At 71.0% G+C, this 12324-nt stretch carries 10 protein-coding genes; 5 read left to right on the forward strand and 5 right to left on the reverse strand.

Features of this window, described 5'->3' with window-relative positions; translation table 11 throughout:
• Window positions 1-42: 42 nt before the first annotated feature.
• Complete coding sequence (locus tag ACLV7J_RS08190; RefSeq protein ID WP_411868611.1) at window positions 43-1131, forward strand: UDP-N-acetylglucosamine--N-acetylmuramyl-(pentapeptide) pyrophosphoryl-undecaprenol N-acetylglucosamine transferase; 1089 nt, start codon at window positions 43-45, stop codon at window positions 1129-1131.
• On the opposite strand, the gene ACLV7J_RS08195 is transcribed toward ACLV7J_RS08190, so the two are convergent.
• Complete coding sequence (locus ACLV7J_RS08195) at window positions 1109-2287, reverse strand: aminotransferase class I/II-fold pyridoxal phosphate-dependent enzyme (RefSeq protein ID WP_411868612.1); 1179 nt, start codon at window positions 2285-2287, stop codon at window positions 1109-1111. The genes ACLV7J_RS08190 and ACLV7J_RS08195 overlap by 23 nt on opposite strands.
• 57 nt (window positions 2288-2344) lie before the next feature.
• On the opposite strand from ACLV7J_RS08195, the gene ACLV7J_RS08200 reads away from it, so the two are divergent.
• The 4 genes from ACLV7J_RS08200 to ACLV7J_RS08215 are packed head-to-tail and all read left to right on the forward strand — an operon-like array spanning window position 2345 to window position 6951.
• Entirely contained in the window at window positions 2345-3256 is a 912-nt protein-coding gene (locus tag ACLV7J_RS08200) for an AAA family ATPase (RefSeq protein ID WP_411868613.1), read from the forward strand.
• A complete protein-coding gene (locus ACLV7J_RS08205) occupies window positions 3243-4292 on the forward strand; it encodes a hypothetical protein (RefSeq protein ID WP_411868614.1) in 1050 nt (349 codons plus the stop codon). Before ACLV7J_RS08200 ends, ACLV7J_RS08205 begins: the two co-directional genes overlap by 14 nt.
• Window positions 4292-6145, forward strand: a complete 1854-nt coding sequence (locus ACLV7J_RS08210; protein ID WP_411868615.1) for a transglutaminaseTgpA domain-containing protein — start codon at window positions 4292-4294, stop codon at window positions 6143-6145. Before ACLV7J_RS08205 ends, ACLV7J_RS08210 begins: the two co-directional genes overlap by 1 nt.
• Window positions 6146-6153: 8 nt before the next feature.
• A complete protein-coding gene (locus ACLV7J_RS08215) occupies window positions 6154-6951 on the forward strand; it encodes a pentapeptide repeat-containing protein (RefSeq protein ID WP_411868616.1) in 798 nt (265 codons plus the stop codon).
• 68 nt (window positions 6952-7019) lie between these two features.
• Here the strand turns inward: ACLV7J_RS08215 and ACLV7J_RS08220 are convergent, their stop codons facing one another.
• The 4 genes from ACLV7J_RS08220 to ACLV7J_RS08235 all read right to left on the reverse strand — a co-directional run bounded on the left by ACLV7J_RS08220 (window position 7020) and on the right by ACLV7J_RS08235 (window position 12305).
• A complete protein-coding gene (locus tag ACLV7J_RS08220) occupies window positions 7020-9533 on the reverse strand; it encodes a type II secretion system protein GspD (RefSeq protein ID WP_411868617.1) in 2514 nt (837 codons plus the stop codon).
• 299 nt (window positions 9534-9832) lie between these two features.
• Window positions 9833-10591: a hypothetical protein gene (locus ACLV7J_RS08225; RefSeq protein WP_411868618.1), complete on the reverse strand. Its 759-nt coding sequence runs from the start codon at window positions 10589-10591 to the stop codon at window positions 9833-9835.
• On the reverse strand, window positions 10588-11319 hold the full coding sequence (locus ACLV7J_RS08230) for a PilN domain-containing protein (protein WP_411868619.1): 732 nt from the start codon (window positions 11317-11319) through the stop codon (window positions 10588-10590). Before ACLV7J_RS08230 ends, ACLV7J_RS08225 begins: the two co-directional genes overlap by 4 nt.
• The gene (locus ACLV7J_RS08235; protein WP_411868620.1) at window positions 11316-12305 is read right to left on the reverse strand and encodes a hypothetical protein; all 990 of its coding nucleotides are present in this window, start codon (window positions 12303-12305) and stop codon (window positions 11316-11318) included. The genes ACLV7J_RS08230 and ACLV7J_RS08235 overlap by 4 nt, the downstream gene beginning before the upstream one ends.
• Between the last annotated feature and the right edge of the window lie 19 nt (window positions 12306-12324).

The following is a 12324-nucleotide window of genomic DNA, read 5'->3' on the forward strand; positions in this document are numbered from 1 at the left end:
AGGCGCGCCACGGACAGGCGCCAGGCGCGTCAGAGCACCCCCATGAGCCGGCTCCTGATCGCCGCCAGCGGCACCGGCGGGCACCTGTTCCCAGCCCTGGCGGTGGCCCAGGCCCTGCCGCCTGCGTGGACGATCCAGTGGCTGGGGGTGCCGGACCGGCTGGAGCGGGAGCTGGTGCCCGCCGCCTACCCGCTGCACACGATCCGGGCGGGGGGGCTGCAGGGCCGGGGCCTGCAGAAGCTCTGGCAGCTGCTGAAGCTGCTGGGCTCCACCGGCCAGGTGCGACGCCTGATCCGGCGCGAGCGCATCGCCGTGGTGTTCAGCACCGGCGGCTACATCGCCGCGCCGGCGATCCTGGCGGCCCGCTGGTGCGGCGTGCCGGTGGTGCTGCACGAGTCCAACGGCGTGCCGGGCCGGGTGACCCGCCTGCTGGGGCGCCTCTGCAGCCGCGTGGCGGTGGGCCTGCCCCAGGCCGCCGAGCGCTTGCCCCACTGCCGTCCGCTGCTCACCGGCACGCCCGTGCGCCAGGAGTTCCTGCGGCCGGCGGCCCTGCCGGAGTGGGTGCCAACGGGCCCGGGCCCGCTGCTGCTGGTGATGGGCGGCAGCCAGGGGGCGGTGGGCCTCAACCGCATGGTGCGGCCGCTGCTACCGCGGCTGCTGGCGGCCGGCTGCCGGGTGGTGCACCTGAGCGGCAGCAGCGATCCCGAGACGGGCCTGCTGCGCCACCCGGCCTACGTGGAGCGCCCCTTCAGCGACGCCATGGCAGGCCTGCTGCAGCACGCCGATCTGGTGATCAGCCGGGCCGGCGCCGGCAGCCTCAGCGAACTGGCGGTGAGCGGTGCCCCGGCGATCCTGGTGCCCTTCCCCCAGGCCGCCGACCGCCACCAGGACGCCAATGCCGGGGCCGCCGCGGCCGTGGGTGCCGCCGTGATCGTGTGGCAGCACCCGCCGGAGCAGCCGGATCTGGAGCGGGCCGTGTGGCGGCTGCTGGGGCCGCGGCTTCGGGGCGCCGAGCCGGCCGTGGATCCGCTGCTGAAACTCCAGGCCGGCATGGGGCGGCTGGCGGTGCGCGACGCCGACCAGCGGCTCGCCCTGCTGCTGCAGGAGCTCAGCGGTCCAGCTCCCGCCTGAGGGCCCGCAGCAGGCGCCGGTTGCCACGGCGATCCTGCAGGCCGATGCGCAGCCAGCTGGCATCGAGGCCCTCGAAGGAGCGGCAGTCGCGCAGCAGGATGCGGTGCTGGCGCTCCAGGGCCAGCCGCAGCGGTTCCAGGTCCACGGGCCGGCCCTGGCATTCACCCCGCACCAGCAGGAAGTTGGCGGCGGAGGGCAGCGGCACCAGCCCCTCCAGCGCGCCGATCCGCTCCGCCAGCCAGGCCCCCTCCCGCGCCACCCAGCCCTGCACCCGCCCGCACCAGCGGGCGTAGCCGCGCCGGTCGGCCAGCAGGGCCTCGCCGGCGGCGGCGGCCAGGCTGTTCACGGGCCAGGGATCGCGCCAGCCGCTCCAGCGGGCCAGGCGCTCGGGCGCCGCCAGGGCGTAGCCGAGCCGCAGGCCGGCGATGGCGAACAGCTTGGTGAGGCTGCGGATCACCACCAGGTTGGAATGGCGCTCCAGCAGCGGCCGCAGCGACTGGGCCTCGCCACCCGGCACCAGGGACAGGAAGGCCTCGTCGCAGATCACTAGGGCATGGCGGGCCAGCAGCGGTTCGAGGCTGGCGCGGCTCCAGAGCTGGCCGGTGGGGTTGTGGGGGTTGGTGATCCAGAGGACGGAGGCCTCTGGCCGATCGGCGACGGCGGAAGGGCGCTCCGCCGCCCCGGGGGCCAGGCCGGGCGCCAGCTCAGCGTCCAAGGGCCACGGCAGCGGTCCCGCCCCCTGCCAGGCCAGCGGCAGGGCCAGGCTGCGGGCCTGACCGCCCCAGCAGGCCAGGGCGCGCCGGTAGTCGGCGAAGCCGGGGGCGGGCAGCAGGCTCACGCCCGCGGCGGCGGCATCGCGGGCCGCCCAGGTGAACAGCTCGGCGGCGCCGTTGCCGGGCAGCACCCAGGCCGGATCGAGGCCGTGCAGGGCCGCGATCGCCGCCCGCAGGCCGGCGTAGCCGCGGTCGGGGTAGGGGCGCAGGGCGGCGGGGGCCAGGGCGAGGCCCAGGGCCCGGCGCAGGCGCCACGGGGGCGCGAACGGCACCAGCGAGGCGCTGGCATCCAGCAGCTCGCCCGGGCGGCAACCCAGCCGGCGGGCCGCGGCCTCCAGGTTGCCGCCGTGGATCTCGGGGCTGGCGGGACCGGAGGCGCTCACGGGGCAGGCGCAGACTCTGCCTAGCCTGACGGCCCACCGCCAGCCCCGCGCCCGCCCATGGGATCCCGCCCCCTCGCAACGGTGCTCGCGGCGATCGACGGGGTGCTGCTGGGCAAGCCCAGCCAGGTGCAGCTGGCCGTCACCTGCCTGGTGGCCGGCGGCCATCTGCTGATCGAAGACCTGCCCGGCATGGGCAAGACCACCCTGGCCGAGGCCCTGGCCCGCAGCTTCGGGCTCGCCTTCCAGCGGGTGCACTTCACCAGCGACCTGCTGCCGGCGGACCTCACCGGGCTGCGGATCTTCGACCAGACCCAGGGCGCCTTCCGCTTCGAGCCGGGCCCGCTGTTCACCCAGGTGCTGCTGGCGGACGAGATCAACCGGGCCAGCCCCCGCACCCAGAGCGCCCTGCTGGAGGCGATGGCGGCCGGGCGCGTCAGCGTGGACGGCGTGACCCACCCGCTGCCGCAGCCCTTCTGCGTGATCGCCACCCAGAACGGCCTCGACCAGGGCGGCACCTCCCCCCTGCCGGAATCCCAGCTGGACCGCTTCCTGATGCGCCTCAGCCTGGGCTTCCCCAGCCGCGAGGCGGAGGCGTCGCTGCTGGCGGGCCGCGGCCAGGGCCTGGAGCAGCTGGGGGCCCTGCTCCAGCCCGCCGCGCTGCTGGACCTGCAGCAGCAGGCCAGCCGGCAGCACTGCGAGCCGGCCCTGATCGACTACGTGCTGGATCTGCTCGCCGCCAGCCGCGGGGCCGGCGCGGCTGGCGCCCCCCTCTCGCCGCGGGCGGGGCTGGCGCTGCTGCAGGCGGCCCGGGCCTGGTCGCTGATCGAGGGGCGCCCCTACGTGACGCCGGCCGACGTGATCGCCGTGTTCCCGGCGGTGGCCGAGCACCGTCTTGATGGCGGCCATCCCCTGGCCGAGGCCGGCGGCCACAGCCGCCGGCTGCTGGAGAGCGTGGATGCAATCCGCTGAGCCCGGCCCAGGGCGCCGCGCTGCGCGAACGAATGCCTCCGCCGCCGCAGGCGCGCCGGGGCTGCCCCGCGATCCCTTCCCCGACCGCGTGATCCGCCCACGCCGCAGCGCCGAACTGCAACTGGGCCTGCGCAACCTCTACATCCTGCCCACGGGCTTCGGCTGGCTCTGGCTGCTGTGCTGCGGCGTGCTCTACCTGCTGGCCATCAACGGCGGCAGCAACGGTGCCCTGCTCCTCGCCTACGGCGGCGTGGGCCTGTTCCTGCTGGCCCCCTACCTCACCCAGTTCAACCTGCAGGGGCTGGAGCTGCGCTGTGGCACGCCGGAACCGGGCTTCGCCGGCGAGCGGCTCCCCTATCCGCTGCTGGCCAGCAGCCACCAGGAGCGCCTGCAGCTGCGGGCCCGCTTCCGAGGTGAGGCCAGCCCGTGGAGCGGCAGCCTGCAGGCCGGCCGCCAGGCCCTGGCCGTGCCCTGGCAGCCGACCGGCCGCGGCCTGCAGCGCCCCGGTCGGCTGCGGCTGGAGGCCACGGCGCCGCTGGGGCTGTTCGTCTGCTGGACGCTCTGGGAACCCGAGACACCCCAGCTGATCTATCCGGCGCGGCGGCCGGGACCGGTGGCCACCCTGGCGGCGGCCGAGGGCGACCTCGAGGGCAGCGGCGGCGGCCTGGAGGAGCTCCAGGGCAGCGAGGAGTGGCGCGAACTGGGCCCCCACCGCCCCGAGGAGGGCCCCACCCGGCTGGCCTGGAAGCAGCTGGCCCGCAGCGGCACCCGGCTCAGCAAGCGTTTCAGCGACCCGAAACCCGGCGCCCTGCTGCTCGCCCCCGATCCAGCCGTGCCCTGGGAGCAGGCCCTGGAGCACCTCAGCGACCGGCTCTGCCGGCTGGCGGCGGCGGGCGAGGCATTCGGCGTGGTGCTGGAGCGGCGCGGCGGCGAGCCGCTGGTCATCCCACCGGCCTCCGGGGCGGCGCAGCTGCAGCACTGCCTGGAGGTCCTGGCCCTGGCCCCAGGGCCGGACGGGAGCGGGAGCCCCCGCTGATGGCCAGCCCCCTCGCCCGCAGGAGCCTGCTGCTCCACGGTCTGGCCCTGGGCCTGCTGGCCCTGCAGCTGGCCCTCACCGACCGCAGCCAGATCCTGTTCTGGGGGGCGGTGGCCCTGGTGGGGCTGGCGGGCCTGAAGCTGCGGGAGAGCCGCCGCCCGCCGGACCTGCGCCGGGCAGCCCTGGCGGAACTGATCGCCGTGGGGGTGCTGGCGGTGATGAATCCGGAGCTGGGGCCGAGCCTGCTGCAGGCCGTCACTGCCCTGGTGGTGCTGGGGGCCCTGCTCAGCCAGGAGGCGGGCGGGCGCACGTCGCTGCGCCAGCTCCTGAGCCGCAGCCTGCTGCTGGCAGTGGCGGCCCTGCCGCTGCTGGTGCTGCTGTTCCTGCTGCTGCCGCGCCTCGGCCCGCTCTGGAGCCTGCCCGGCGCCACGGCCGGCCGCACCGGCCTCAGCGACCAGCTGGACCCCGGCTCGATCGCCAGCCTGGTGCAGGACCCCTCGCCGGCGCTGCGGGTCAGCCCCCTCAGCGGCTCGATCCCCCCACCGGCGCAGCGCTACTGGCGGGTGCTGGTGCTGGATCGCTTCGACGGGCGCCGCTGGAGCAGCCTGGCGACGCCGGACCTGCGCCAGCCGGCCCCGCCCCCACCGGCCCAGGGCGCCCCCTGGCAGCTGTGGGTGGTGGAACCCTCGCCCGTGCCCCAGCTGCCCTGGAGCGGTGCGGGCCTCCCGCTGACACCCGGGATCCGCACCGGCGAAGCGGGGGAGCTGATCGGGCCGGGCCCCGGCGGGGAGCGGCGGCGCTACACGCTGGGGCGCGCCACCGGCCCCAGCGCCTGGCGCACGCGGCCGCCCCTGCCCCAGGAGCTGCGGCTGCCCCGCGGCAGCAACCCGCGGCTGGAGCAGCTGGCGGAACAGTGGGGCCGCACGCTCCCGCCAGCGGGACGCCTGGAGGCCGCCGCCCGCTTCTTCCAGGGCGGCTCCTTCCGCTACACGCTCCAGCCCGGGCGGCTGCCGCAGCAGGCCCCGCTCGATGCCTTCCTGTTCGAGAGCCGGGCCGGCTTCTGCGAGCACTACGCCGGCAGCTTCACGGCCCTGATGCGGGCGGCGGGCCTGCCGGCGCGGGTGGTGCTGGGCTACCAGGGCGGGGAGTGGGTCGGCGATGCGGGCGGCACCAGCGGCTACCTGGACGTGCGCCAGCGGGACGCCCACGCCTGGAGCGAAGTGTGGCTGGAGGGTCAGGGCTGGGTGGCGGTGGATCCCACCAGCTGGGTGGCGCCGAATCGCATCGCGGCGGGGGTCCAGGGCGGCCTGGCCGGGCAGCTGGACGACCTGCGCCGGCTGGGTCAGACCCTCCCCTGGTTGCGCCAGCTGGAGCAGGGCTGGACCCGCCTGGACCTGGCCTGGACCCGCTGGGTGCTGCAGTTCGACGGGCGCTCCCAGAACGGCCTGATGGACCGCTGGCTCGGCCGCTGGCGGCAGTGGCAGGGGGCGGTGCTGCTGGGGGGGCTGGCGGTGGCGCTGGTGCCGGCGGTGCTGCTGCTGAGCCGGCGGGATCAGGGCGACCGCCGCGATGGCCTGCGGCGGCAGCTGGAACGCAGCCTGGCCCGGCTGGGACGGCTGGGACTGGCGCCGGAGCCGGGCGAGAGCCTCGAGGCCTTCTTCAGGCGCTGCAGCCTCCAGGTTCCCGAACTCGCTGAAGCCCTCACGGCGCTGGCACAGCGCTATCAGGAGCTGCGGTTCGCGCCAACGTCCCGACCACCCACGCCACCTCGCTCCCTGGGTGCAGCGGATCGCAATCTGGTCCGGGCCCTGCGACAGCTCAGCCCAGGAGCGATAAAACAATCCAATCCGTAGCAGCACCCATGACCGTGCGCAGAAGCCTCTGGCCGCTCAGCCTGGCGGCCGCCATCGGAGCCCTGCCGGCGGCCGGCTTGGCAGCTGAACCCAACGCCCTGATCCAGCTGCTGGACACCAAGCGGTGCCAGGGCTGCAAGCTGCAGGATTCCGATCTGGTGCGGGCCGACCTCAGGGACGCGGATCTGCGCAAGGCGCAGCTGCAACGGGCCAATCTGAGCGGGGCCCGCCTGGAAGGGGCCAATCTCCAGGGGGCCGATCTCAGCTACACCAGCCTGCAGGGAGCCTCCCTGCGGGGCGCCAATCTGCAGGGCGCCGTGCTGGCCGGCACCGATCTGCGCAACACCGACCTCAGCGGTGCGCAGCTGGATGAGAACAGCCTGGCCCAGAGCCACTGGCAAGGGGCCACCGGAATTGACGCCTCCAAGCAGTCATACCCCGATCTCCACAATGCGGGCGTTACGGCCGCCTCCCAGGGGCGCTACGCGGAAGCGGAGACCTTCTTCGGCGAAGCGATCCGCAAGATCCCGGAAGCCGCCATCAGCTGGACAGCCCGGGGTATCTCGCGAGCCGAGCAGGGCAAAACCCAGCTCGCCGCGCAGGACTTCACCTATGCAGCCGCTCTGTACGAACAGTCTGGGGATGAGGCCAAGGCCAAACAGCTCCAGAATGCTGCAAAAACAGTCGCCACCAATCCCGATGGTTCCAAAGGTGGCAATGGGTTCGGCACACAACTGGCCCAGGGGGCGATGTCAGCGTTCCAGGCCCTGGCGCCCATTGCCCTCAAGCTCCTGGGAGGCCTTTGAAGCCCTCCTGAGGCCCTGAGACCTGAGCGCCCCTTCCGATAGGGAAGGGGCGCTCAGGTCTCAGGGCCTCAGTACAGGCCAGCGCCCTGACTAGGCGACGAGACAAACTGACGGGCCTCACGGGTGCTGGGCTGGTAGCCATAGCCATAGGTGCCACCATTGGAATCATCAATGATGCGGGGCGTGACCATGATCACCAGCTCCCGCTTGTTCCGGGTTCCGCTCGAACTGCGGAAGAACTGCCCGATCAGGGGAAGATCACCAAGTATGGGCCACTTGCTAATGAGCTGTTGGTCAGCGTCAGAAATCACACCGGTGAGGATCAAGGTCTGCCCGTCTCTGACCCGCGCGCTACCCGTATCCAACCGGCGAACCGAGAGAATATCGTAAAAACCGCAGCCAGGCAGGAACTCCTTATCCACGGCGGCAGTGATCTGCGGCGACAGGGTGAAGGTGACGAAACCATTATCATCGATTTTCGCAACTCTCGCCCCGAAAGTGAGGCCAGCGATGCTGAACTCGGGCTCGCAGGTGTTGCCAGTATTATTAGCACCTTGAACAACATTATAACTGGTCGTCACTTGCTGACCCACGGTCACGAACGATTCGTTGGCGCGCGGCCGGCCGATTGTTGCTCCACCGAAACCGGAGGAACTGCCAGAAGAGGAGCCCCCGGATGAGAGCTGGGCCGACGCCTCCACGCCGCCTTTGATCTCGTCCTGATTTTCACTCAGAATCAGCGTGGGGCTAGCCAAAACCTTGGTCGAACTGGACGTGATAACAGCCTGGACAAAGTCGAAGAAGTTGTCCTTCGGATAGAGCATCCCGGCGTTCTCTCTTCTGAAGCCATCACGGGCTGTACCAGTCGAATTGGATGAGCTTGACCCACCCGTACGACTACCCGAGTTGTTGCTGTTGCCAGTGGTACCACTAGATGAACTACCGGTGGCTGATGACGAAGACGCCAAATTGACACTGCGCCCAAGGGTAGAACTGAGAATCCGAGAGATCTGATCAGTTGCAGCAAAGTTCGTACCCGAAGCCGATGTGCTAATTGGCACCACGGCAAACCCCTCACGGCCCAGCAAGGGGCTGAACGCACGCTCCAGGGTCAGGCCAGTCTGAGCAAGCGTTGAGTTCAGCGTACGGATCTGAGTATCCGTAAGCTGATTGGAGGAAATATCCGTATTGATCACTGACCTGCTTGAGGAGGATGTCTGACCCTGGCTAGCCGATTGACTGGCACTCGAGGAGAAGCCCGAGCCAGAACTCGAGCCAGAAGCAGAGTTAGTGGTCGAGCTTGAAGTCACGTTCTCCGGGGATCCAAACCTGACGTCGTCAGCGCTCGGCGGCAAATTCCTCCCAAAGGCAGCCAGCAACTGGCCATTGTCATTGACAATAAAGTTATTGCCGTAGCGGAAGGCAAAGCTGTTATTGACAACAGCATCGTTATCCAGGCTCACATCCAGGATCTTCACAGACAAGGCAACCTGCCTCTGCCGCAGATCAAGTTGGCGCAGATAGTTTTCCGCGACAGCCACGAGCGGAGCTTCACCGACCAGCGTGATCGTCTGCAGTCGGGAGTCCGTCGTGCCACTAAGGCCTTTCAAAGGACCACTCCCCGATCCATAGGTTTCCGTTGTGGTGATGCTCTGGGTTTGCGTCTGCGCAGATTGAGCCGCACCCGCCACTTGGTTGGCCTGCGCTTGGCCCTGGGTTACCGAGTTCGTGATAACGGAAACTTTGGTGATCGAAGCCCCAAGGCTGGCCAGATAATCCGCCGCCGAGGCCGCCGAGGCCTGATTGAGGCGATAGATCTTGGAGAGCTGAGGCCCGAACGTCTTACCAAGCACCCCAGGCCCGGCAAAGATCATGTTGCCCTCGATCTTGCCCTGAAGACCGGAAGCCAGCAGAACGGAGTTGAAGGCCCTAGCATAGCTCTCACCCCGGAACGTGATCGAAACCGGCTTACTCCCCGCCGATGGAGTTGTCGCCGCCCCTTGCCCCTCGGCCTCCACGTAGACAAAGCCATAGCCGCCCATCTGAGCCAGGGCCATCAGCACATCCTTCGCCGGCGCATTGCGCATCGTCATCGACACGGCCGGGCCGCTGACATTGATGAAGCTGCGGTTGCGCAGCACCATGCTGCCCACCGCCATATCCCCAAGCGGTGGTGCCACGGCCCGGGGCTGCAGCGGCGGCGCATAGGTGGGCTGGGGCACCCGCCCCGGCGTCCGCACGTCAAACCGTGCGGACTGGGGCAGCACCTGGGAGGCCGTGGGGAAGGTGATCACCAGGTTGCTCCCATCCGCACTCACCACCGGTCGGGCCAGGGGAGCCCCGGCCAAGGGGGTGACCTCGATCTGAAAGCTGCTACCGGATCCCTGCAGGGCCACCGACTGCAGACCCGCCTCCGGCAGGGCCAGCCGCTGGGGCCCGAACCGCAGTCCGGAGGGCTGGGCCGTCAGCAGCTGACCCCGCCAGCCGTTGCCTTGGGCGGCCTGCTGCAGCACCGGAGCGGGGCCGGTGCCTTCGATCACCACCTCAACGGCATCGGGCAGACGGCGCAGCCGCAGGGCCATCGGGCCCGTGCTGGCGGGCACCGCCGTGCTCGGCTGGACGGGGATCGACTGGACGCCCGTGGGCGAAGCCGGGGGAGCTGCCGAGGATCCGGGCATCGGCACCGCAGTCCGAGGGGCGGCAGCGCCTGGAGGGATGCTGGCCAAGACCTGAAGCGCCGGAACAGCGGCGGCCACCAGGCCACCGATCATGCGCTGACGACCTCGAGCTCCCACCACGCAACAGACCGATTGGATGTGGGCGGATGGTATCGCTGCAGTCCAGCGGAAACCAGGCCAGCGGACCCGCTTTGCCAGCTGTTTCAGGGCTGGGCCGCTGGGGCGGCGGGAGCCGGAGGCACGGCTGCCGCTAAGGAGGCGGCGGCGTCCTTGGAACAGAGGGTCAGATTCAGCTTCAGGTCCGTGCTGCTTGGTGGCAGCGGCGCCCCAGGCTTGGCCGGCGCTGTCGCCGTCCGCTTCAGGCTGAGGTCTCGCTGCACCACCAGCAACCGGAGCCGCTCCATGCGGCGCAGGAAATCGAGCAGCCGCGGCGTGGGCCCCTTGGCGCTGATCAACCGGGACGTCGGCTTGAGTTTGAGCGACCTGGGGCAGAGCGGATCCTCAGGGGCAGCCGCCGCCGGCGCCCCCTTGGCGGCTCCAGCGGGCGGGGGCGCAGCCGGTGCCGCGGCAGCAGGAGCCACCGCCTCAACCGGCTCATAGCTGCCCAGCTGCACCCCGCTGCGGATCGCCTCTTCCCCCAGCTGGGCCATGAAGGTAGAGATGTCGCCGCTGCCGGCGATCACGCCCAGGATGCGGGCCTGGGTCAGCTGCGCCTTGGCCTGCGCCTGCTCCGTCTGCTCCAGCTGGCGCCGCAACAGGGGCAGCGTCGCGGCCTGGGCCTTGAGGGATTCCCACTGCTGATTCGACTGCTGCAGCTTCTGCCATGCCGGCCAGGCCACCAGCCCCAGCACACCCAGGGCCACCACGCCGCCCAGCACGATCGGGGCACCGATCAGCACCCGCTCGCGGGTGAAGACACCCTGGATCCCAGCCGTTCCGTCGCCGGCTTGCAGGTTCGTCATCGCAGCAGTCCCTCCTTCTGCAGAGTCTCCAGGCGTCGGGCCATCCCATCGGCCCCCAGGCGCTTCAGTTCCCGCAGCTGGGCCGCCGCCGGCAGGCTGCTGAAGCGGGATGTCAGATCAAAGGTCACCGGGGGGATCGGCGGCGGGGCCTTCGGATCGGTCACCGCTGGCGCGGCCTCACGGGTGGCCTTCACAAGCTTGACGCCATCGGGTTTGAACAGGGGCGAATAGGCCAGCAGCAACTCCATGGCGTTAATGCGACGGAAGGACTCGGGCTCGGCGGCATTGCCCTTCAGGGTCAGGGTCTGATCCGAGGTCGAGCCCGCCACCGTGGCCTCACTGAGCTGCACCCCCTCGGGGGTGATTTCCGAGAGCTGGGTGACGAGAGCAGAGCCCGACGACACGGCCACCAGCCCCTTGGCCAGGCCCTCGTTGCTGGTGCTGATCTGCTTGAGCTGGGCCTGGGCGCCCTGAACCCGCTGCTCCAGTTCCTTCACTTGAGCGGGCACCGAGCCGAGCTCGCGGATCTTGCCCTCCACATACGCCTGGCGGGCCTGCAGCACCAGCCACACCCCCGCGGCGGAGGCCGCCACCGCGAGACCGATCACGCCACCCGCCAGCACGAGCTGGCGGGCATCCACCAGGCCCGGGGCCTCGGCGGGCAGCCCCAGTTCCAGACGCCGCTGGCGCAGCAGGTCGAGCTGATCCAGCTTGAAGGTGCTACTCATCGCGCCGCCTCCGCCAGGGCCAGACCGGTGATCCGCAGCAGCTCCACGCCGGCCGGTGCGACGGGATCATCCGGCTCGAGATCCGGCGGCAGACGCAGCCAGCCCTCTGCCACCGGGTCCAGAAGTTCCACCGACCAGGGCAGCAGGCCGCCCAGCTGCTCAGCCACGGCACCCGTGGCCTTGGCCCCATGCAGGAGCAGACGCACGCTGGTGGCGGAGGAATCCTGCTGGAGATTGAAGTCGATGCAGCGGCGCACCTGCTCGGCCAGATCAGCCAGACCATCATCGGCCGGATAGGCCTGCTCGTAGAGCGGGAGACCGCGGCGCACCAGCAGCAGCCGACTGGCCTCGGCCTGCAGGCTGAGCACCGCCAGCATCTGGCTGGCCGGCGCCTGCCGCAGCAGCGGCTCCAGGGCCCGCAGCCCACAGACCTGGGCCGCCTCCACCCCATCCAACGCCACCCCGGCGATGGCGAGCGTCTCGATCCAGGCCTCCAGCAGCGACTGGCGCACCGCCACCACCAGGGAGGTGGGGGTTCCGCCAGTGAGGTTGATGTCGAGCGGGATCTCACGGGTGTAGGCCGCCTTGATCGGGAAGCTGAAGCCCGAATCGGCCCCCCGGCGGATCAGCACCTCCTCAGGATCCGCCGGCCACGCCCCGCCAGGCCACTGCACCAGCTTCCACTGGCTCGCGACCGCCGGCAGGCAGGCCCGGACGTGGGCCCCGTTGAGGCCGCGCTCGATCAGCAGGTCGCCGATGAAATCCCCCACCGCCTCCTGGCGCAGCGGCTCGCCCCGATCACACAGGCCGGCCGGCAGCGGCACCCGCTCCAGCACCTCCGCCTGGAAGCTGCCGCCGCTGCGCTGGCCGGCCAGCAGGGTGATCGAGCGGTCCTCCAGCTCCAGAAAGGCCCTCGAGGGGAACAGCCACGACCTCAAGGGGGCCAGCCGATCCTGCAACTGCTCCTGGACTCCGGAGAGGACCAAGACCTCACCCCACACAAGT

Origin of the sequence: Vulcanococcus limneticus LL, assembly GCF_943369875.1 — a bacterium.
In the GTDB taxonomy this organism is placed as follows: domain Bacteria; phylum Cyanobacteriota; class Cyanobacteriia; order PCC-6307; family Cyanobiaceae; genus Vulcanococcus; species Vulcanococcus limneticus_A.